The organism is Streptomyces sp. NPDC001002 (assembly GCF_053599215.1).
Window position 1 is genome coordinate 96,626 of record NZ_JBSFLV010000008.1, and the last position, 21,980, is coordinate 118,605.

At 69.2% G+C, this 21,980-nt stretch carries 16 protein-coding genes and 2 pseudogenes; 12 read left to right on the forward strand and 6 right to left on the reverse strand.

The features are described from left to right. Positions 1-148: 148 nt before the first annotated feature. The 3 genes from ACWDR3_RS06740 to ACWDR3_RS06750 are packed head-to-tail and all read right to left on the reverse strand — an operon-like array spanning position 149 to position 3,104. The gene (locus tag ACWDR3_RS06740) at positions 149-922 is read right to left on the reverse strand and encodes an ATP-binding cassette domain-containing protein (RefSeq protein ID WP_450351367.1); all 774 of its coding nucleotides are present in this window, start codon (positions 920-922) and stop codon (positions 149-151) included. Further along, positions 919-1,968, reverse strand: a complete 1,050-nt coding sequence (locus ACWDR3_RS06745; protein ID WP_450351369.1) for an ABC transporter permease — start codon at positions 1,966-1,968, stop codon at positions 919-921. Before ACWDR3_RS06745 ends, ACWDR3_RS06740 begins: the two co-directional genes overlap by 4 nt. Next, positions 1,965-3,104, reverse strand: coding sequence for a substrate-binding domain-containing protein (locus ACWDR3_RS06750; protein WP_450351371.1), 1,140 nt, complete (start codon positions 3,102-3,104; stop codon positions 1,965-1,967). The genes ACWDR3_RS06745 and ACWDR3_RS06750 overlap by 4 nt, the downstream gene beginning before the upstream one ends. Before the next feature lie 292 nt (positions 3,105-3,396). Here ACWDR3_RS06750 and ACWDR3_RS06755 point away from each other — a divergent pair, with 292 nt between their 5' ends. Next, positions 3,397-4,092 carry an alpha/beta fold hydrolase gene (locus ACWDR3_RS06755; protein WP_450351373.1) on the forward strand — a complete coding sequence of 232 codons (696 nt, stop codon included), beginning with the start codon at positions 3,397-3,399 and terminating at the stop codon, positions 4,090-4,092. A 258-nt stretch (positions 4,093-4,350) separates the two neighbouring features. Here ACWDR3_RS06755 and ACWDR3_RS06760 read toward each other — a convergent pair whose 3' ends face one another. Then, entirely contained in the window at positions 4,351-4,908 is a 558-nt protein-coding gene (locus tag ACWDR3_RS06760; RefSeq protein WP_450351375.1) for a TetR family transcriptional regulator, read from the reverse strand. A gap of 96 nt (positions 4,909-5,004) precedes the next feature. On the opposite strand from ACWDR3_RS06760, the gene ACWDR3_RS06765 reads away from it, so the two are divergent. From ACWDR3_RS06765 to ACWDR3_RS06775, 3 genes are all read left to right on the forward strand, one after another. Then, positions 5,005-5,913, forward strand: coding sequence for an oxidoreductase (locus tag ACWDR3_RS06765; protein WP_450351377.1), 909 nt, complete (start codon positions 5,005-5,007; stop codon positions 5,911-5,913). Positions 5,914-6,094: 181 nt separating this feature from the next. Further along, entirely contained in the window at positions 6,095-7,045 is a 951-nt protein-coding gene (locus ACWDR3_RS06770) for an alpha/beta hydrolase (RefSeq protein ID WP_450351379.1), read from the forward strand. A 24-nt stretch (positions 7,046-7,069) separates the two neighbouring features. Next, positions 7,070-7,504 carry an ester cyclase gene (locus ACWDR3_RS06775; RefSeq protein ID WP_450351381.1) on the forward strand — a complete coding sequence of 145 codons (435 nt, stop codon included), beginning with the start codon at positions 7,070-7,072 and terminating at the stop codon, positions 7,502-7,504. Between the two features lie 234 nt (positions 7,505-7,738). On the opposite strand, the gene ACWDR3_RS06780 is transcribed toward ACWDR3_RS06775, so the two are convergent. Both ACWDR3_RS06780 and ACWDR3_RS06785 read right to left on the reverse strand, forming a co-directional pair. Then, positions 7,739-7,900, reverse strand: coding sequence for a hypothetical protein (locus tag ACWDR3_RS06780; RefSeq protein WP_450351383.1), 162 nt, complete (start codon positions 7,898-7,900; stop codon positions 7,739-7,741). A 110-nt stretch (positions 7,901-8,010) separates the two neighbouring features. Continuing rightward, complete coding sequence (locus ACWDR3_RS06785; protein WP_450351385.1) at positions 8,011-9,003, reverse strand: LacI family DNA-binding transcriptional regulator; 993 nt, start codon at positions 9,001-9,003, stop codon at positions 8,011-8,013. 341 nt (positions 9,004-9,344) lie between these two features. Here ACWDR3_RS06785 and ACWDR3_RS06790 point away from each other — a divergent pair, with 341 nt between their 5' ends. From ACWDR3_RS06790 to ACWDR3_RS06825, 8 genes and pseudogenes are all read left to right on the forward strand, one after another. Continuing rightward, the gene (locus ACWDR3_RS06790) at positions 9,345-11,054 is read left to right on the forward strand and encodes a discoidin domain-containing protein (RefSeq protein ID WP_450351387.1); all 1,710 of its coding nucleotides are present in this window, start codon (positions 9,345-9,347) and stop codon (positions 11,052-11,054) included. Between the two features lie 80 nt (positions 11,055-11,134). Beyond that, positions 11,135-12,367, forward strand: a pseudogene (locus ACWDR3_RS06795) (DUF1996 domain-containing protein); the annotation flags it as partial. Next, positions 12,300-15,138, forward strand: a pseudogene (gene infB / locus ACWDR3_RS06800) (translation initiation factor IF-2); the annotation flags it as partial. The pseudogenes ACWDR3_RS06795 and infB, both read left to right, overlap by 68 nt. A 137-nt stretch (positions 15,139-15,275) precedes the next feature. Further along, positions 15,276-15,569: a DUF503 domain-containing protein gene (locus ACWDR3_RS06805; RefSeq protein WP_018531172.1), complete on the forward strand. Its 294-nt coding sequence runs from the start codon at positions 15,276-15,278 to the stop codon at positions 15,567-15,569. A 38-nt stretch (positions 15,570-15,607) separates the two neighbouring features. Continuing rightward, positions 15,608-16,057 carry a 30S ribosome-binding factor RbfA gene (rbfA, locus tag ACWDR3_RS06810; protein ID WP_123997352.1) on the forward strand — a complete coding sequence of 150 codons (450 nt, stop codon included), beginning with the start codon at positions 15,608-15,610 and terminating at the stop codon, positions 16,055-16,057. Further along, positions 16,054-16,959 carry a tRNA pseudouridine(55) synthase TruB gene (truB, locus tag ACWDR3_RS06815; protein WP_450351389.1) on the forward strand — a complete coding sequence of 302 codons (906 nt, stop codon included), beginning with the start codon at positions 16,054-16,056 and terminating at the stop codon, positions 16,957-16,959. Before rbfA ends, truB begins: the two co-directional genes overlap by 4 nt. 304 nt (positions 16,960-17,263) lie before the next feature. After that, the gene (locus ACWDR3_RS06820) at positions 17,264-20,860 is read left to right on the forward strand and encodes a trypsin-like peptidase domain-containing protein (RefSeq protein ID WP_450351391.1); all 3,597 of its coding nucleotides are present in this window, start codon (positions 17,264-17,266) and stop codon (positions 20,858-20,860) included. 127 nt (positions 20,861-20,987) lie between these two features. Next, complete coding sequence (locus tag ACWDR3_RS06825) at positions 20,988-21,935, forward strand: bifunctional riboflavin kinase/FAD synthetase (RefSeq protein ID WP_450351393.1); 948 nt, start codon at positions 20,988-20,990, stop codon at positions 21,933-21,935. Positions 21,936-21,980 lie beyond the last annotated feature (45 nt).

The following is a 21,980-nucleotide window of genomic DNA, read 5'->3' on the forward strand; positions in this document are numbered from 1 at the left end:
CCTCGTGTCCACGGCTGCCGCGCAGGAAACCGAAGTCGGCACCCTGGTCGGCCTGTTCCACGGTCGGGATGCCGGGATCCTGGCCCGGCGAACGCCGGCTTCCCGACCTCCGGCGCACTCGCTGCGGCGCGGCTCCGCCCGAAGACGCCTATCTGGTACGCGACTTGCGGTACTCCTCGACCACCAGGTCGGTCAGTTCGGCCACCGACGTCTCCGACGTGCGCTTGTCGAAGGTGATCTCGCCGTGCTGAAGCAGGTTGACCCGGTCGCAGACCTCGAAGACCTGGGCGTAGTTGTGAGCGATGATGATGACGGAGACCTCGCCGCGGGCCTTGAGGTCGTTGACCAGGTCGAGAATGAGTGCGCCCTCCTTGGCGCCCATCGCGGCCAGGGGTTCGTCGAGCAGGAGGACCCTGGCCTCGGAATAGACCGAGCGGGCCACGGCGATGGCCTGGCGCTGTCCGCCGGAGAGCTTGGCGACCTCGACATCGACCGACGGGATGTTCACCCCCATCTCGTCCAGGTGCTCCTGGGCGATCCTGCGCATCGCGCGATTGTTCAACAGCCGGGTGGGGCCGATCTTCTCCCGGTTCAGGAACATGTTGTGGTAGACCGTCAGCTCGTTCACCAGCGCCAGGTCCTGGTACACCGCGTCGATGCCGAGCGAGCGGGCATGGTCGACCGACTTGAGCGTCACCTCCTCGCCGTTCAGGAGGATGCGGCCGGCATCGGGCCGGTGGAAGCCGCAGAGGATCTTCAACAGGGTTGACTTTCCGGCGCCGTTGTCACCGACAAGGGCGAGTACTTCGCCCTTGTCCAGGCGCAGGTTCACGTCCCGTAGCGCGGTGACCGCGCCGAAGCCCTTGCTCATGTGCTCCACGGAGAGCGCCGGCGGCGGCGTCGGCCCGGTCGTCCCGCTCATCGGCGGCCTGCCCTTCGCAGTCCGGCCAGGTACACGTTGAGCACCATGGAGAGGATGATCGCCGCACCGAGGATGATGTTGAACGGGTTGGCGTTGATGCCGATGAAGTTCAGTCCGTTGCGCAGCTCCGCGAGGACGAGCGCGCCGAGCAGTGCTCCGACGACCGTCCCCGAGCCGCCGGCCAGCGCCGTACCGCCGATGACCGCGGCGGAGACGGCGGTGAACATGGGGGAGGCGCCGTCCGCACCCGCGGAGGTCGGGTCGATCGAGTCGACGCGGAAGGCCTCCAGGATGCCGGCGAAGGCGCCGAGGGCGCTGGTGGCCATGAAGTTGCCGAACTTGATGCGGCCGGTCTTGATGCCGGCCTCGCTCGCGCCGAGCGGATTGCCGCCGGTGGCTATGGTGTGCAGGCCCCAGCGCGAACGGGTGAGTACCACGTGGAAGAACGCGACGATGATCAGGCACCAGATCAGTTCCGACCAGTCCGACTGTCCGAACCAGCCGCGCACCCCGTGCGCCGCCTCGGGGATCTGCGCCGGGTAGGCGTGCGACGTGGTCAGCATGATGCCCAGGATGAAGAAGAGCATGCCCAGCGTGGCGACGAACGACGGCACCTTGAGCACGACCACCACGAAGCCGTTGGCGAGACCGATGACGGCGCCGGCCAGTACCGAGCCAATGATGGCGATGATCGGGTACGTGCCGTAGTAGTCGATCATGTAGTGCATCAGGAACGGCGACAGCGCGAAGACGGCGCCCACCGACAGATCGATCTCCCCGCTGACCAGGAGCAGCACCATGCCCGCCGCGATGATCGCGTACGGCGCCGTCTGCTGGGAGAGGTTGACCAGGTTGCTGCGGGCCAGGAAGTCGGAGTTGTTGGACCAGAAGTACACCAGCAGGGCCACCGCGATGATGAAGATGGTGGCCTCGCGGCGGATGACGAACGTCTCGAAGGCCAGGCGCAGCGGACCGGACCGCCTCACCGGCGGGGTGCCGGCGGCGGTCTTCCCGCCGGTCGCGTGCTGCACGACCCGCTCGCTCATGCGTGTCCTATGGCGCCGGAGCGCTTGATCAGCTGCTGCTTCGTGCTGGAACCCTCGTAGCGGGTCTTGGTCTGCAGATACGGGTCGACGTTGTCCTTGGTCACGAAGAGCAGCCCGGTGTCGGTGACACTCGGGATCACCAGGCCGCCGGACAGCTTGTACATCCACAGGTACAGCACGCTCAGGAAGCCCTGCAGATAGGGCTGTTGATCGATGGTGAAGTCGAGGTCACCCGCTTTGATTGCGGTGAGGGTGTTCGGGTTCAGGTCGAAGCCGCCCGCGACCACGCCCTTCTTCTTGAGGCCGTACTTCTTCACGACCTTCCCGACGCTCTCCGTCGAGCCCGCGTCGACCGCGAACAGGCCCTTGAGACCTTTGTGTCCGCTGGCGTACGCGTCGATGGTCGACAGCTCCTGAGGCAGCTCCGCGCCGCTGGCGACCGACTTGAAGTTGATGGACTTGCCGGACGCCTTGATCGCGTCGGTGGCCCCGTCGATGCGCGGCTGGATGTTGAGCGCGCCCGGGGTGGCGATGAACCCGACCGCGTCTCCGCCGGAAGGCATCACCGAGGCGATGCGGCGGCCCAGCTCGACCCCGGACTGATAGAGGTCCTGGCCGATGTAACAGAGTCGGCTCGTCCCCGGATCCCCCTTCGCGCCGTCCGCGTTGTAGGAGACGGTCGGGATTCCGGCGTCCAGGGCTTTGTCGACGGGCGACTTGAAGGCGTTCTTGTCGACGACCGCCACCGCGATGCCGTCGGCCTTCGCGGAGACGGCCGAGGACATGGTGCTGACCATTTCCGGGACGCTCGAGTCCTTCGAGCCGGTCCACTGGAACGAGGCGCCCAGAAGCGCGCAGGCGTCGCCCGCGCCGTATTGCGTCGGAGTGAAGAACGGGTTCGTCGTGACGTGGTTGACGAACACGAACCTCCACTTCGGTGTCTTCGGGAAGTCGCCGACACCGTCGCCGGACTTGTTGTCGTCGCTCTTGTTGCTGGCTGAGCAGGCGGACAACAAGGCAGCCGCGGCGGCCGAGGCGCTCACCATTCCGGCGCCGCTCAGTAGCCGCCGTCTTGCCAGCCCGTTCAGGCTGAGCGTGTCGACGGCCTCTTCCACCTGCGGATCGATCTTCTTCATGATCACCCCGGCGTGTTCAGCCGCGCTGTCCGATATGCCGAACGGCGTTCGGATCGGTTGGTGCGGCTGAACGTAGAGCCGGCCTGATGGGTCGTCAAGGTCCTGAGCGGGCTACGGTTTCGTCAACATTCGTACATGGATCGTCCACTCCGCCATGGCTACGTCGCCATCGGCGCGACCGCATCCAACAGATCCGAGTCTTGGCTTCTCCTTGCTTGCTCTGCCGCAAGCCTCCACAGCTGAACTGAATTCAGTTACGGTTCGGTTGGTGTTGCTGACGAGGAGGTCGATCATGGCGTTCGTGCTCATCCATGGGGCAGGCTTTGGTGCGAACTGTTGGGACGAGCTGATCCCCCATCTCAGTGCGGAAGCGTTGGCGGTCGACCTTCCTGGGCGCGGGACCAGGGCCGACGTCGACCTGGGCTCGGTCACGCTCGCGGACTGCGCCGATGCGGTCTACGAGGACGTCGAAGCGAAGGATCTGCGCGACGTGGTACTGGTCGGTCACTCCTTCGCGGGCGTAACGGTGCCGCGTGTCCTGGACCTCACGCCTGACCGGATCCGCCACGTCGTCCTCGTGTCGGCCGTGGTGCCGGCGGACAGGTCTCGGGTGCTCGACCAGATCGATCCCGGAGTGCGGGGTCTGGTGGAGCAGTCCATTGCCGACGGCGTCTACCACCAGACCCGCGAGGGTGCCGCCGCCATGCTGTGCAACGACATGGACGAGGCGACCACCGCATCCACCCTGGCCCGACTCGCCGACGACTCGGCCGCCCTGCTGCGCGAGCCCGTGAACCTCAGTGGCTACAGACGCGAGATCCCCCGAACGTACGTGCACCTCACGCGCGACCAGTGCTACGTCGAGGAACTCCAGCAGCGATCCATTGCGCTGCTTCGGCCCGAGGTCATCGATCTCGACACCGGCCACATGGCCATGATCAGTGCACCCGAAAAACTTGCCGCCGTCCTCAACGCCATCCACGGCTGATCGCGCCAGTTCTACGAGCCGGGAACTGTGTCCAGGTCCACATTAGCCAGTGCTCTGAGAAGGTCCGTGAGAACGCCCGGCGGACGTGCTCCGTCAATGCTTACTTCGACGTCGCGCGCACCCACCGGGTAGGCGTTGCGCAGCCGACCGGCGGCGCAACGCCGGGGAGTGCGGCAGCGCGATCGCGTTGGCGTCGTGAGGCTCTGAAGTGGCGCAACCTCCCTCGTGAGGCGGCCATTTGTGGTTCGTGAGGTTGAATCAGGGCGCGACCAACGCCTCCACCGCAGATGTCACCAATGCGCGCCGGTCAGGTTCGGGTACGAGGCTTGCCAGGTCCTCCCCGGGCAGGTGCCACATGTTCGCCAAGGTCAGCACCAGAGCGAGGATCTGTGCGGCGGGCCGCGCAGCCGTTACCGTTCCGCGATGTTGTGCCGCAGTGATGGCCGCGACCTTTTCCGACATGGAGGTGGCCACGGCAGCGCGCTGTGAGGAATCGCCGAGTTCGAGGTGGTACCACTTGAGAAACCGTATGACCTCGGGGTATGCCGTGCCTGCGTCGTGCAGTTTGCCCGCGTACTCGGGAAGTCGATCAGCGTCGATCGGTACGGACGCGACGATCATGTCGACTATCTGGTCGAAGACCGCGTCGAACAGTTCGGCCTTGCCTTCGTAGAACGAGTACACCAGCCCGGGGCTGATGCCCGCGCGTTTGGCCATCCGGTCGATCCGTGCTCCTGCTCGGCCGAACTCGGCGAACTCAGCCAACGCGGCCTCGAAGAGCAACTGCTTCTTGGCTTCGGGATCCCTGGTGCGCATCTGGCCAGTCTAGGTAATGAACGTTCATTTGACAAAGACCAACCCGGCCTGCTTCATTGGTAATGAAGGTTCATTCAATAAGGGAGTATGGTCACGATGAGTCATTGGACCCCAGATTCCATCCCCGACCAGGCTGGACGCACAGCCCTGATCACCGGCGGCAACAGTGGCGTCGGACTCGAGACCGCGCGTGCGCTCGCGGTGCACGGCGCGCGGATCATCCTGGCTGGACGCAGCCAGGCCAATCTCGACCGAGCGGTTCAGGAGGTGCTCGCTGCCGCGCCGAAGGCGGAGGTCGACACCCTGGTCGTCGACCTGTCGGACCTCAGCTCGGTTCGTGGTGCGGCCAACCGCGTCGCCGAGACCGAAACCATCGACCTGTTGTTCAACAACGCCGGGGTCATGAACCTGCCCACCCGGCAGAGCACCCGCGACGGGTTCGAGATGACCTTCGGCACCAACCACCTCGGCCACTTCGCATTCGATGCCCAACTTTGGCCTGCCGTTCTGCGTTCCCCGGCTCCTCGGGTGGTCACTGTCAGCGCGATCGCCGCGCGCTGGCCCATCGGGCGCCTGGAGGACCTGATGAGCGAGAAGAGCTATCGGGGGATGGGGGCCTATGCCAAATCCAAGCGCGCCAACATCGTCTACACCCTGGAACTCGCCCGGCGTACGGGTGGCACGCCCCTGAAGGCCTTGGTGGTTCACCCGGGATCTGCGATGACCAACCTTCAGCAGCACGGCGACGGAGCCCTCGCCAAGATGCTCACCCCGCTGGCCGAGCGCGTCCTCATGGGCTCGTCCGAGGGCGCCGCATGGCCTTCGCTGTACGCGGCCACGGCAGCTGAAGTCGAGAGCGGTCAGTTCATCGGCCCGGCAGGACGCGACCAGACCTCCGGCACGCCGAAGCCGGCCAAGCTCCCCCGCGGCGCGGACGACGCGCAGCAGGGTGCCCGTTTGTGGGCGGACAGTGAACGGCTGACGGGCGTCGCCTTCCAGCCCTGATGTGAGCACCGAATCCGCACTGGACTCCTGGCGGCGATCAATCATCCATGACGCTCAAGAGTCTCCGGGTCCGCGGCTTTCGGCAACAGACCTGCGGTCCCTTAAGTATGTGGCACGCATTCGATCGGCCCCAGGACATGCGGATTCCAGCAGCGGTCCTGTCACCAAAGGAGACAACTCCATGACCAGCTCTGACGGATTCGTCCCGAACCCCGACGCGGCCGAACTCGCGGCCGTCAACCAGCAACTCGCCGCGTCCATGCAGTATCCCGACGTCACCACCAGCGAAGGCCTCGCAGCGATTCGCGGAATGGACTATGCGCTCACTCGCGACCTGAAGCAGTCGGTGAGCGAGCGGACAATAGCCGGGCCGGACGGGGAACTCGTGCTCCGGATCATCCGGCCGGAGGGACCGGTCAAAGCTGTCATGATCGACATTCACGGCGGCGGTTGGTGCATCGGCACGCCCCAAGAAGACGACTGGATCAACGACTACTACGCCGACCACTCCCGGATCGCAACGGTCAGCATCGACTACCGGCTCGCCCCCGAGCACCCCTTCCCGGCTCCGATCGACGACTGCATGGCAGGAGCCTTGTGGGTCGCGGAGAACGCCGTCGCAGAGTTCGGCACGGATCGGCTCCTCCTGCACGGCGCCTCGGCCGGCGGCCACCTGGCAGCGGTGACCTTGCTGCGGCTGCGTGACCAGCACCCCGAGGTGGCAGAGCGTGTTGCCGGGGTCAGCCTGGTGTACGGCGCATACGACATCAGTGGCACTCCGAGCCGCCGCCTCGCCGACCACACCACCCTCGTCCTCCCCAGCCACTGGATCCGCGGCTTCATCGCCAATGCCTTTCCTGACCTTGATGACGAACAGAGGCGTGACCCGTCTGTCTCTCCGCTCTTCGCGGAGCTGGACGACCTGCCGCCCGCCCTCTTCACTGTGGGCTCACTCGATCCGCTTCTGGACGACAGCCTGTTCATGTCCGCCCGTTGGCAGGCCGCCGGCAGCCATGCCGACCTCGATGTCTGGCCCAATGGCGTCCACGGCTTCAACAACATGGCTCCCCACACCGGCCGCGCCGTCGTCGAGCGCATCTCGTCATGGTTCAACGACCGTCTCTCCGTCTGATCCACCGACCGCAAGGGCAACATCATGAGCGCACAGGGCAACATCAGCGTCGTCCAGGGATTCATCGACAACGTCTTGAACAGGGGGGATCTCACCGCCCTGGAGCAGTACTGGACCGAGGACATGGTCTGGCGTGGAGGTAGCCTTGGCGAATACCACGGCCTGGCGAACTTCAGGAAGTTCGCCGAGGCCAACGCCGCCGGCGCATTCACCGGTATGCATCTGGAACCGCAGAGGTTCCTGACCGACGGCGACACCGTCGTCGCGCTGTTCACCAACAGTGGCACCAACACCGGTCCGTTCATGGGGATGCAGGCCACGGGCAAGCCGGCCAAGTGGAACGGTGTGGGGATCTACCGTATCCACGACGGCAAGATCGCCGAGGCGACCTTCGTCGAGGACATCCTCGCCATGCTCCTGCAACTCGGCATCACCAGCCTGCCGTCAGCGGTCGGTTGATCGAGACACTCAACGACTTCTGGGACGCGGTGAGCGAGCCGTGCGGGCTGCCGGAGTGGTTGGGCCGGAATCTGGACGCGTGGTCGGACACGATCGAGACCCGGGGTATCTCTGAGGTGATCGACAGCCACGACTTTCTGACCGTGCATGTCGACCAGCGGGGTTCCACGCCCTGCTCGCCGATGCCAGGGTCACTCCGACACGACCCCGCACCGGGTACGGACAGGAGCGGGGTCACCGTGGGACCCGGGAGGCGATGTCCACCAGGGCGCGCAGTTCCTGCGGAGCGTGCACGGTGCCGGTCGGGTTCAGCGGGTTGCACAGCCGGTAGGCGTCTAGGTGCCGCAGTGTGGCGTCGAGACGGCCGATGTCGAGCCGATGACCGCACAGAGGCACGTCGACCAGTTCGGACCCGGCCTCAACCGCCCAATCAAGGAACTGTTCCTGACCTCCGTTCGCAACAGACCAGTGCTCGACCCTCCAGAGGGACACCAAAGCAGGGGGCTTCAGGTCGATTCGCGTATCACGAGTTCGTTCGGCATGATCACCGGTTCCGTCGGGCCGCCGTTGATGAGGCCGAGGAGCAGGTGGACGGCGGCGGTCGCCTGGTCGGCCATCGGGCTGCGGACCGAGGTGAGCGCGGGGGTGGTGTACGACGCGGCCTCGATGTCGTCGAAGCCGACAACGGCCACGTCTTCGGGGACGCGGCGTCCGGCTTGGCGGAGAGTGCGCAGGGCTCCGATCGCCATCAGGTCGTTGGCCGTGAAGACCGCGTCGAGGTCGGGCTCGTCGTCCAGGAGCTGTTGCATGGCTTCGGCACCGGAGACTCTGGTGAAATCGCCCAGCGCCACGATGGGGCGGCGGCCGGCGTCGCGCAGCGTCCGGCGGTAGCCGTCGAGGCGTTCGCGCGCCTCGTAGAGTTCGAGCGGTCCGGTGATGGTTGCGATCCTGCGCCGACCGCGCTCCAGAAGGTGACGTACGGCCAGCGCTGCCCCGCCGGCGTTGTCCAGGGCCACGTACGGGACGTCCTGTGCGGAGGTGCGGTTGAAGGAGACGAGGGGCAGACCCTGCCTGGCCAGCGCGGCCGGCAGTGGATCCGTACCGTGCAGGGCGACGAGGAGCACGCCGTCCACATGCCCGCCGGCGATGTACTGCTCCACTCTGGTTCGACTCTCGTCCGATTCCGCGAGCATGAGCACGAGTCGTTTGCCCGCGGCCTCCAGTTCTCGGCTGACCTGGCGAACGACGGCTGAGAAGAGGGGGTCGTCGGAGACGACTCCTTGCGGCGGGTCGGAGACGACCAGGGCGAGGGTGTCCGTGCGGCGCGTGACGAGATTGCGTGCCGCCCCGTTCGGCACGTACCCGAGTTCGCGTACAGCGCGCAGGACCACGTCTCGGATCTGCGGTGCGACGGTCGCCTCGCCGTTGATGACGCGGGAGACACTCGACTTGGACACACCCGCCCGGGCGGCGACCACTTCGAGAGTGGGGCGTTTCATGCCGGGCCGTCCTCCATGCCGCCGGCCAGGTGCGTGCCCGGGAAGGGTTTTCTCATCGAAGGCGACCTCCGGCTCTGCGTCACGGCGATGCCAGCAGCGTATCCGCAGGCCGGGCGGCATAAGCCTGCTCCGCGATCCGATTCACTTTGCGGAACAGGATGCCTGTTCGCCTTGATCGATCCTAGCTGAGGAACCGCTCCCTCAATTCAGCAACCGATCATCTCACCCATTTTTCGCTGTGGTTGAGAGCCTTGACAGTGCATGACGCCCCATCCATTCTCCCCTCAGGGAACGCTCCCTCGCCTCAATCCCCACTTGAGGAGTCGCAGGTGCAAACACTCGTGCGCAGATTTGCCCTGTTCTGGGCAGTCGCTGCTTCACTGATCGCTTTCGTCGCGCTGCCGGCCCCACCCGCTCAGGCGGCAGAGGTCCTGGTCTCGCAAGGCAAGCCCGCCACCGCCTCAAGCACTGAGGGCCCCTTCGACGCCCGCAACGCCGTCGACGGCGACCCCGGGACCCGGTGGTCCAGCGCTTTCGCCGATCCTCAGTGGATCCAGATCGACCTCGGGGCCAGCACGAAGATCAGCCGCGTCGCCCTCAACTGGGAGGCCGCGTACGGCAAAGCATTCAGGATCGAGACGTCGACCGACGCGCAGGACTGGACGACGGTCCATGAGACGGCTGCAGGCCCAGGCGGCATACAGAGCCTGACCGTGACCGGCACGGGCCGCTACGTCCGGATGTACGGCACGCAGCGCGGCACCCAGTACGGCTACTCCCTGTGGGAGTTCCAGGTGTACGGCGCCGACGGCTCCGGTGGTCCTGGAGATGCCGGCACTCTCCTCTCCTACGGCAGGACGGGCGCGGCCTCCTCGTCCCAGAGCGACCAGAACTGCTGGGAGTGCACACCGGCCAGGGCTTTCGACCGCGATCCGGCCTCCCGCTGGGCGACCAGCTCCACCACGGGATGGACCGATCCGGGCTGGATCTCCGTCGATCTGGGCGCGACCGCGCAGATCGACAAGGTCGTCCTGCAGTGGGATCCCGCCTACGCCAAGTCCTTCCAGATCCAGGTCTCGCCGAACGGACAGGACTGGGCGCCCATCTACTCGACCACGTCCGGCACGGGATTCAAACAGACGCTGGCCGTCTCCGGCACCGGCCGCTACGTGCGCATGTACGGCACAGAACGCGCCACCCCCTACGGCTACTCCCTGTGGGAGTTCCAGGTGTACGGCACCGGCGGCGATCCGACACCGGCCCCACCCCTGCCGAGCGACCCCGCGAACCCGCCGCGGCTGGTGTGGAGCGACGACTTCGACGGCGCCGCGGGCAACACACCTGACGCCTCGAAGTGGCGAGCCGATCCGGGGACCGGGCCGAACAACGAGCTGGAGTACTACACCGACCACCGCAACGCGGCACTGGACGGCGCGGGACACCTGGTGATGGAAGCGCGCAAGGAGGCCACCGCGGGATCGTCGTGCCCGCCCGACCCCCTGAGCGGCAGCACCACATGCCAGTACACCTCCGCGCGCATGAACACCGGCGCCACCTTCCAGTTCACCTACGGACGCGTCGAAGCCCGTATCAAGGTGCCCAAGGGCAACGGACTGTGGCCCGCCTTCTGGATGATGGGCGCCGACTTCCTGACCGGCCGGCCGTGGCCGTACAACGGCGAGGTCGACATCATGGAAGTCCTCGGCAAGGACGTGAAGACCGCGTACTCGACGGTCCACGCACCGGCCTACAACGGCGCAGGCGGCATCGGCTCCCCGTACAAGCTGCCCTCGGACGCCGACTTCTCCGACGACTTCCACACCTGGGCCGCCGACTGGAACAGCACGGGCATCACCTTCAGCCTCGACGGCCGGACCGTTCTCGCCCTGGACAAGGCCCAGGTGGAGCAGACCCGGGGGCCGTGGATCTTCGACCACCCGCACTACATGATCCTCAACCTTGCGGTCGGCGGGGACTGGCCCGGCCCGACCGACTCCAGCACTCCTTTCCCGTCCAGGATGCTCGTCGACTACGTGCGGGTCTTCCAGTAGACGCCCGCCGGCGTCCGCGAGACCCCCGGCCGACCGCTGCTCGCCGGCTCTCCACCCCCGACGCTCGTGAAGGAAGTGAGATGCACAGATATCCCGCACGTCTGTACACGCTGTTAGTAGGAACGCTGGTGGTCGCATTGGCCGCGGCCCTGAGCCTCACCGTCTCGGCCCAGCAGGCGCGGGCCGCCACGGTCACTGTCCAGGCCGAGTCCTACGCCGCCCAGTCGGGCGTCACGTTGGAGGCGACCGCGGACGCGGGAGGCGGCCAGAACGCGGCCTTCCTCGCCGACGGCGACTGGATGCGCTTCGACAACGTCGACCTCGGCACCGCCGGCCGGTTGACCGTGTCCGCCCGGGTCGCCTCCGCGGTCGGCTCGGGCACCATCGAACTGCGCACCACCAGTGCGACCGGACCGCTGCTCGCCGTCATACAGGTCGCCCCGACCGGCGGCTGGCAGAACTGGGCGACCAGGACCACTGACGTCACCACCCACCCCACCGGCGCACAGACAGTGTTCGCCGTGCTGCGCAGCACCGAGCCCGGCGACTTCGTCAACATCAACTGGTTCTCCTTCGTGGGCGAAGGAAGCGGCCCGGCCGCAGGATGGGTCCCCATCGACCAGGCCAAGTGGGACGCCCAGGTGGCGCAGTTCCGTGCGATGACGCCGGCCGCCGTGCCCGGCAACGTGGTCCGGGTTCCGGAGTTCAACGCCACCTGCGACTACAGCCACTCCAAGCAGGACGACCCCATCGTGCTGCCGAACCTCGCCGGCGCGTCCCACATGCACAGCTTCTTCGGAAACGAGAGCACCGACGCGTTCTCCACGGCCCAGTCCCTGCGCAGCAACACCGCGACCACCTGCGCACCTGCCGAGGACCTCTCGGCGTACTGGATCCCCACCCTGTACCAGGGCAACACGGCCATCGAGCCCGAGAACATGATCGTCTACTACGGTTCCCGGCTGCCCGACCCCTCGGCGACCCTGCCCTTCCCGGAGGGCTTCCGCATGATCTCGGGCGACGCCAAGGCGCAGACACCCACTCCGGCGGGTTCTCCCGGCCAGTACTGGTGCGCCGGCGCAGGCGGCGAGATCGGCCGCAGCACCGACGGCAACTGGCCGGTCTGCGCCCCGACCGCACATCTCACCCACCAACTCGTGTTCCCTGACTGCTGGGACGGCAAGAACCTGGACAGTCCCGACCACAAGTCGCATGTCGCCAACACCTACGACGGCAAGTGCAGTGGCGCCTACCCCGTCGCCATCCCCAATCTCTCCTTCGTGGTCAGCTACCCGACCAGCGGCAACGCGGCAGGCTTCCGACTGGCCTCGGGCATGGCCTCATCCATCCACGGCGACTTCTTCAACGCGTGGGCGCACCCGCCGCGGGTCCCCGTCCGGGCGCTCCGCGTCCGGCCGGCCAGGCTCCGCGTCCGGGTTCCCGCCCGAGCGGTCCCGGCCAGGACCGTGGCGAGCGCGGTGGCGACCGCGGCCAGGGTGCCCGTCCCGGTGCTCCGCGTCCGAGTGGCCAGGGCGCACGCCCCGGTGCTCGTCCGGCCGGTCCCCGTCCGGGCAACAACCCCTTCACCTCCGGTGGCTCCACCGGCATGGCGCGCCCCGGTGCGCCGCGTCCGGGTGGCGCACCGCGTCCCGGCGGCCAGGACCGCCCGGGTGGCGCTCCCGGCGGCGCTCCGCGTCCGCAGGGCGCCGGTCAGGGCGGTCCCCGTCCCCAGGGTGCTTCGGGCGGTCCCCGTCCCGGTGCTCCGGGTGGCGCGCGTCCGAGCCCGGGCGGCATGCCCCGTCCGCAGGGCGGCGCTCCGCGTCCGGGCGGTGGCCCCGGTGGCAACCGTCCCAACCCCGGCATGATGCCGCAGCGTCCCGCTGCGGGTAACCCGCGTCCCGGCGGCGGCCCCGGTGGCCGTGGTCCCGGCGGTGGCGGCGGCGGTCGTCCCGGCGGTCCCGGTGGCGGCGGCGGTCGTCCCGGTGGCGGCGGTTTCGCCGGTCGTCCCGGTGGCGGCGGTGGCGGTTTCGCCGGTCGTCCCGCGGGTCCCGGTGGCGGTGGCGGCGGTTTCGCCGGCCGTCCGGGTGCTCCGGCGGGTGGCGGCGGTGGCCGTCCCGGCTTCGGCGGTCGTCCCGGTGGTCCGGGTGGCCGTGGTGGCACACAGGGCGCCTTCGGTCGTCCCGGTGGTCCCGCGCGTCGCGGTCGCAAGTCGAAGCGGCAGAGGCGCCAGGAGTACGAGGCCATGCAGGCCCCGTCGGTCGGCGGTGTGATGCTGCCTCGTGGCAACGGACAGTCCGTCCGTCTGTCGCGCGGTGCCTCGCTCACCGACTTCGCCGAGAAGATCAACGCCAACCCGGCGTCGCTCGTCGGCGTGATGATGAACCTCGGCGAGATGGTCACTGCCACGCAGTCCGTCTCCGACGAGACGCTGAAGCTCCTCGCGGACGAGATGAACTTCGTCCTGGAGATCGTCAGCCCCGAGGAGGAGGACCGCGAGCTGCTCGAGTCCTTCGACATCGAGTTCGGCGAGGACGAGGGTGGCGAGGAGTTCCTCGTCGCGCGTCCGCCGGTCGTGACCGTCATGGGTCACGTCGACCACGGTAAGACCCGACTCCTCGACACCATCCGCAAGACGAACGTCGTCGCGGGCGAGGCCGGCGGTATCACGCAGCACATCGGCGCGTACCAGGTCACGACCGAGGTCAACGACGAAGAGCGCAAGATCACCTTCATCGACACCCCGGGTCACGAGGCGTTCACCGCCATGCGTGCCCGTGGTGCCAAGTCGACCGACATCGCGATCCTCGTGGTGGCGGCCAACGACGGTGTGATGCCCCAGACGATCGAGGCGTTGAACCACGCCAAGGCGGCCGACGTGCCGATCGTGGTCGCGGTCAACAAGATCGACGTCGAGGGCGCCGACCCGACCAAGGTGCGCGGTCAGCTCACCGAGTTCGGTCTGGTGGCCGAGGAGTACGGCGGCGACACGATGTTCGTCGACATCTCCGCCAAGCAGGGTCTGAACATCGACCAGCTCCTTGAGGCCGTGGTCCTGACCGCGGACGCCTCGCTCGACCTGCGGGCCAACCCGGAGCAGGACGCGCAGGGCATCGCGATCGAGTCCCACCTCGACCGTGGCCGCGGCGCCGTCGCGACCGTCCTGGTCCAGCGCGGCACCCTGCGGGTCGGCGACACCATGGTGGTCGGCGACGCCTACGGCCGTGTCCGCGCGATGCTCGACGACAAGGGCGACAACGTGGAAGAGGCGGGTCCCTCGACCCCGGTCCTCGTCCTCGGTCTCACCAACGTCCCGGGCGCCGGCGACAACTTCCTGGTTGTCGACGAGGACCGCACGGCACGTCAGATCGCCGAGAAGCGCGCGGCGCGCGAGCGCAACGCCAACTTCGCCCGGCGCGGAGTCCGGTTCTCCCTGGAGAACCTGGACGAGGCCCTCAAGGCCGGTCTGGTGCAGGAACTCAACCTCATCATCAAGGGCGACGCGTCCGGTTCGGTGGAGGCCCTCGAGTCCTCGCTGCTCCAGCTCGACGTCGGCGAAGAGGTCGACATCCGCGTCCTGCACCGCGGCGTGGGTGCGGTCACCGAGTCGGACATCGACCTGGCGACCGGCTCCGACGCGATCGTCATCGGCTTCAACGTCCGCGCAGCGGGCCGAGCGGCGCAGATGGCGGAGCGCGAGGGCGTCGACGTCCGGTACTACTCGGTGATCTACCAGGCCATCGAGGAGATCGAGGCGGCCCTGAAGGGCATGCTCAAGCCGGAGTACGAGGAGGTCGAGCTCGGCACGGCGGAGATCCGCGAGGTCTTCAAGTCGTCCAAGCTGGGCAACATCGCCGGTGTCCTGGTCCGCTCGGGCGAGGTCAAGCGCAACACCAAGGCGCGCCTCGTCCGCGACGGCAAGGTCATCGCGGAGAGCCTCAACATCTCCGGGCTGCGTCGCTTCAAGGACGACGTCACCGAGATCCGCGAAGGGTTCGAGGGCGGTATCAACCTCGGCAACTTCAACGACATCAAGGTCGACGACGTCATCGCGACGTACGAGATGCGCGAGAAGCCGCGCGTCTGACCGGTGCAGCACGCGATCGGGGCCGATCGGCGGAGAGAATATTTCCGTCGATCGGCCCCGGCCGTTGCGTGTACGGTTCCGGTATCGGCGCCCAGGAAGGCGCCCATACCCCGAACCGGCGGGACATCCGGGCACACATGTATGTGGGGACTCTGTCCTTCGATCTGCTCCTCGGCGACGTCCACTCGCTGAAGGAGAAACGCTCTCTCGTCCGTCCGATCGTGGCCGAACTCCAGCGCAAGTACGCGGTGAGCGCGGCGGAGACGGGCAATCAGGACCTCCACCGCAGGGCCGAGATCGGGCTCGCGGTGGTCTCCGGGGACACGGGACACCTCACCGACGTACTGGACCGCTGTGAACGGCTGGTCGCCGGGCGGCCCGAGGTGGAACTGCTCTCGGTTCGACGCAGGCTCCACAGCGACGAAGACTGAAGCAAGCAGCACGACGTAGTTACTAAGGAGACGGACCAGTGGCCGACAACGCGCGCGCCAAGAGGCTGGCGGACCTCATCCGAGAGGTGGTGGCCCAGAAGCTGCAGCGCGGGATCAAGGACCCGCGGCTCGGCTCGCACGTCACCATCACGGACACCCGGGTCACCGGGGACCTGAGGGAGGCGACCGTCTTCTACACCGTGTACGGGGACGACGAGGACCGCGCGGCAGCGGCCGCAGGGCTGGAGAGCGCCAAGGGCGTGCTCCGCTCGGCCGTCGGCGCGGCGGCCGGCGTGAAGTTCACGCCGACGCTCGCCTTCGTCGCGGACGCCCTGCCGGACAACGCCAAGACCATCGAGGACCTCCTCGACCGGGCCCGGCAGTCCGACGAGAAGGTCCGCGAGGTCTCGGCGGGCGCCGCCTACGCCGGTGACGCCGACCCGTACAAGAAGCCGGGCGAGGACGACGAGGACGACGCCGCCGAATGACCGAGAAGATCCGGACGCCCGACGGCCTTGTCATCGTGGACAAGCCGTCGGGCTTCACCTCGCACGACGTGGTCGCCAAGATGCGGGGTATCGCCCGCACCCGCCGCGTCGGGCACGCGGGAACGCTCGACCCCATGGCGACGGGCGTGCTCGTCCTCGGAGTCGAGAAGGCGACAAAGCTCCTCGGCCATCTGGCACTGACGGAGAAGGAGTACCTGGGCACGATCCGGCTCGGGCAGACGACGGTCACGGACGACGCCGAGGGCGAGATCACGGGGTCGGTCGACGCCTCGAAGGTCACCCGCGAGGCCGTCGACGCCGGGATCGCCGAGCTCAGCGGCGAGATCATGCAGGTGCCGTCCAAGGTCAGCGCCATCAAGATCGACGGCGTGCGCTCCTACAAGCGCGCCCGTGACGGCGAGGACTTCGAGATCCCGGCCCGCCCGGTCACCATCTCCTCCTTCGCGGTGTACGACGTCCGGGAGGCCGTCGCCGAGGACGGCACCCCCGTCCTCGACCTGGTCGTCTCCGTCGTCTGCTCCTCCGGCACCTACATCCGCGCCCTCGCCCGTGACCTGGGCGCCGGGCTCGGTGTCGGCGGCCATCTGACCGCGCTGCGCCGCACCCGCGTCGGCCCCTACAAGCTGGACACCGCGAAGACGCTGGACCAGCTCCAGCAGGAGCTGACCGTGCTGCCGCTCGCCGAGGCGGCCGCGGCCGCGTTCCCGCGCTGGGACGTGGACACGAGAAGGGCCCGGCTGCTCACCAACGGCGTACGGCTGGAGCTGCCCGAGGAGTACGCGGGCCGGGGCGCCGTCGCCGTCTTCGACCCCGCGGGCACCTTCCTCGCGCTGGTGGAGGAGCAGAACGGCAAGGCGAAGAGCCTGGCCGTCTTCGGCTGAGGCACGGTCGCTTTTTGCTGATGCCCGGCCGTCTTCCGCTGACGCACGGCCGGGCCGGGTCGGTCCTACCCCGCCCGTGGAGCGGCGATCACGGGGTCGAAATGTGCCGCCGCTCCACGGTCCCCCTCGGTTCCCCCACCCCTAGGGTGTATCCATCGCCCCCTGCCTATTCACCCGTCCGGGCAGGCGCTCGGAGTGAACCGAGGGAGCGGAAGGGGGCGCTTTCGACACGCGATCTGTCCCGCCGATCACCCCGCGCCTACCGTCGAAGACAGGGCACAGGTGTACGGCGGGGAGGTCGATCATGGCGGGACGGGGCCCGCGGCCCGCGGCACGCGACAGGGCCCGCGAGGAGGAGCCGGCGCCGGGCGGCGACGACTCCCTGATCCGCGTACGCGACCTCGCCGGACGCCCCCGCGGCACCGGCTTCCTGGCCGACCACCACGGCACGGTGATCACCAGTCACGAAGCGGTCGACGGCCTGTCCCGGCTGATCCTGTACGCCGCCGGCGACCGCAGCTGCCTGGTGACCGCGGACGCGGTGACCGCGCTGCCCGACCTGAACCTCGCCCTGGTCCGCACCGAGGGCCTCGGCGCGGACCCGCTGCCGGTCAGCGCGCGGGACGACATCGAGACCGGCGCGTACGTCCGGATCGCCGCCGGCTGCTGGCGCGAGGCGCGGGTGCTGGGCACGACGTCCGTGACGTACACCGCGACCGACCGCTTCCATCTCCTGGACGACGCCCTGGAGTTGGCCATCGGCACGACGGGCCGGGACGCGCTGCGGCTGGGCGGCGGGGCGGCCGGCGGACCGGTCCTCGACCCCGCGACCGGCGCCGTGCTCGGCGTCCTGGGCACCGCCCTGCACAACGGCCACCGGGACACGGGTTTCGCCGTGCCCCTGCGCCCCGTAGCGGGCCCGCTCGCCGACCTGCTCACCGAGAACGCGGCCACCGTGCCTGCCTACGGCGCCGACCTCAACCTCGCCGGTGTCCTCGAACTGACGGCCACCTCGGTCGGCCAGGACGGCCCACCGGGCACCCTCGCCGGATACGTCGGCCGCGCGGACGCCGACGCCCTCGGCTCGGTGGAACCGGTCGAACGGGCGGCCACGGCAAGGGAGTTCACCGCCTTCGCGCGGGGCCCGGCCACGGTCCTCGCCCTCGTCGGAGCACCGGGCAGCGGCCGTACGACGGAACTCGCGGCCCTCGCCGCCCGCCGCCACCGCGCATCTGAACCGGCCCCCACGTTGTGGCTGCGCGGGGCGGATCTGCACGACGAGGACGTGTCGCTCGCGGACGCGGTGACGCGGGCGCTGGCTCGGGCGGGGCGGATCGTGGCGGCGGGGGAGGGGCGCTTCGGGAGCGTGGGGCGTTCGGCGGGCGATGCGGGCGGCGGTGCCGTCGAGGGAGTCTCGCTCGGCGAACTCGGTGACATCACGCCCCACCGCCTGGCCCGCGTCGCCCGCGCGGCGGGCCGCCCCCTGCTGCTCCTCCTCGACGGTCCCGAGGAGATGCCGTCGGTCCTGGCGCACCGGTTGGGGGAGTGGACGAGGGGGACCGCGGAGTGGCTGGGGGAGACCGGGGCGCGGTTGGTGGTGGCGTGCCGGGCGGAGTACTGGGAGGGGGCGGGGGCGGAGTTTCCGGGGGAGGTTCTGCATCGTCGGGCGTTGTCCGGTGGGCCCGACGGACCTGAAAGCCAAGTCGAGGGCGCTGAGAGCGAAGGGTGTGACGCCCCGCGCCTCCCACCCTGCGTCCACCTCGACGACCTCACCCCCGACGAAGCCGAGCGCGCCCGTGCCCGTTACGGCATCCCGGAAGGTGTCCTGGACGCACCCGATGCCCGGCACCCCCTCACCCTCCGCTTGCTCTCAGAGGTCCGCGCCGCTCTCCCCGACGCCCCGCACGCACGCGTGGATCGCGACGAGGTCTTCTCGGCCTACCTGGACCTGATGTGCCTGCGGATCGCCGTCCGCCTCGCCGCCGAGAACGGCCTGCGCGGGACCGCCGTACGCCGGCTCGCCGCCAAGGTCTCCGGGCAGGTGCACGAGGCGGCCCGGCGCAGTCTCGGGCCGGGGCAGGGGGAGTTGGACCGACGGTCGTTCGAGGCGGTGTTCCCCTGGGGACCGGCCCCGGCACGGCTCGGTGGCGGTACCGGGTGGGCGTCCGCCGTCCTCACCGAAGGCCTCCTCGTGCCGGCCGGCGGTGGCTACCGCTTCGCCCACGAGGAGCTCGCCGACTGGATCCAAGGCGTCCACCTCGACCTGGACGGGGCTCTGCGCGCGCTGGTCCACCGTCGCCGCACCCCGCAGAACATCCGCCCCCTGCCCGTCCCGCACCACCGCATCGGCCCCGTCGTCCAGTCCCTGCTCCTCCTGGCCCGCCAGCACGGCACGCCCCAACTCGCCCTCCGCCTCGACGAGTTGACCCAGGCTTTGGAGACTGACCCGGACTCGTGGTGGGCCATCGCACTCCTCGCGGAGACTCTGACGCGGGTACCGGACGCGACCCCCTATCTGGAGCCGTTGCGGTCGCTGGCGGAGCTGGTGGTGAGGGCGCGCGGGGAGGGCGGCAGCCAGGCCCTGACTCCCGCTTTCTGGACCGGCCTGCGCCTCTCGGACGCCGATCAATTCGACCTGCTCCGACGGCTCGTGCTCGCCGACGGCCCACCGAAGGAAGGCAGTTCGGGCAACGGTCCGGACACCGCGCCCCGCTTCCTCGACGAGACCTCCCGGCTGCTCGCCGCCGACCCCACCGTCGTACAACCGCTGCTCACCCGCTGGTTCGACGACGACCGGTCGTTGCCCGCGACCCCGCACGCGAGTGTCGCGAAGGCCGCGCAGGCGTTGTTGCACACGCACCGGCATCTCGCCCTCGACGACTTGACCGAGGTGCTCGTCGAGAGTGCGCATCGGCGGGCGGACGAGTTGCTGGCCGTGCTGGCGGAGGACGAACCGTCGGCCGTGTGCCGGGCCGTGGACCGGTGGGCGCATGACGAGCGGCCGTCGCGGCGGGTGGCGGCGATCGCCTACGGGCTGCGCGCCGCCCCGCACGTACGGACCGAGGCCGACCGTGAACTCCTGCGCTACGCGGCCCAGTTCCTCCTCGCCCGGCCCGCCGACTGCACCCTGCACGGCGGCGCACTCGCCCTCCTGGTCCGCGATCCACGCACGCGTGCCCGTCATCTCCCGCAGGCACTGCGGCACTTCGCGGCCGGCGACCCGCACCTCCCGCCGAACGCGCTGATCGCCGCCCTCACCACCCACCCCGAGCCGGTCCTGGACGCCTTCCGGGAACGGCTGCGGCGCGCCGACGGCGGACACGCGCTGCGCACCCTCGCCGATGTCACCACGCCCCCGCTGGCCCGCCGGGTCGCCGACCTCGTCCGCGAGGCCGTCGAGCGGCGCCCGGAGACGGCCGCCGATGTGGCCGCGTACGTGGACCGGTGCCTGGACCAGGGTCCGGCGGCCCGGTCCGTGCTGCAGCCGCTGGTCACCGGTCTGCTGGACGGCGGTCAGGAGGGCGTGCGGGCCGCGCTGGCCGCCGTACTCGCCGCCCCGGGCACCCCGGTCTCCCGCCCCCTGCGCCACGAACTCCTCGAATTCCTCCTGGCCCACGAACACGCCCCGGCCGTCCTCGACGCACTGCTGCACGCCACCGCCCGGCAGGACGGCGACGACGTGCGCGACCTCGTCCATCGCACCGGCCTCCTCCTGGTCCGCACCCCGGACGGCGCGGCCCGTTTCGACCGCGGCCTGGTCGACCTGGGCCGGCATGTGCCCGGCTTCGCGGCGCGGATGGCGGGCTGGCTGACCGACACCCCGCAGGCCTGGGCCGCCGTGGTCGGCCCGAGCACCCGCCGCATGATCGAGAACCTGTCCGGCGTCCGCGTGCCCGCCTGAGCCCCTCGCCGCGTGCATCGGGTCACAGCCCCTATGCCGATGCGGGCGGGCGGCGCCCGGCATGGCACCCTTAGACCTGCGTAACAGGTCGGTAGATACGGACACGGGTTCGAGGAGAGCGGTCACAGTGCAGCGCTGGCGTGGCTTGGAGGACATCCCCGAGGACTGGGGGCGCAGCGTCGTCACCATCGGTTCCTACGACGGGGTCCACCGCGGGCACCAGCTGATCATCCGGCATGCCGTGGAACGCGCCCGTGAGCTGGGCGTCCCCTCCGTCGTCGTCACCTTCGACCCGCACCCCAGCGAGGTCGTCCGCCCCGGCAGCCACCCCCCGCTGCTCGCCCCGCACCACCGCCGCGCCGAACTCATGGCCGAGCTGGGCGTGGACGAGCTGCTGATCCTCCCCTTCACCACCGAGTTCTCGAAGCTCACGCCCGCCGACTTCGTCGTCAAGGTCCTGGTCGACAAGCTGCACGCCAAGGCGGTCGTCGAGGGCCCGAACTTCCGCTTCGGCCACAAGGCCGCCGGAAACGTGGAGTTCCTGATCGAGCGGGGCAAGGTCTACGACTTCGAGGTCGAGGTCGTAGACCTATACGTGACCGGCGAGGCGGGCGGCGGCGAGCCCTTCTCCTCCACCCTGACCCGGCGCCTGGTGGCCGAGGGCGAGGTCGAGGGCGCCGCCGAGATCCTGGGCCGCCCGCACCGCGTGGAGGGCGTGGTCGTACGCGGCGCCCAGCGCGGCCGCGAACTCGGCTTCCCCACGGCCAACGTCGAGACCCTGCCGCACACCGCCATCCCCGCCGACGGCGTCTATGCCGGCTGGCTGCACGCGCAGGGCGAGGCGATGCCGGCCGCGATCTCCGTCGGCACGAACCCGCAGTTCGACGGCACCGAGCGCACGGTGGAGGCGTACGCCATCGACCGCGTCGGCCTCGACCTGTACGGCCTGCACGTCGCCGTGGACTTCCTCGCCTTCGTGCGCGGCCAGGCGAAGTTCGCGTCCCTCGACGCGCTGCTCGTGCAGATGGCGGAGGACGTGAAGCGGTGCCGGGAGCTGATCTCGGCGGCGGAGTAGCCGCTCCCGCTCCCTGAGCGGCACGGAACGGAACGGAACGAACGC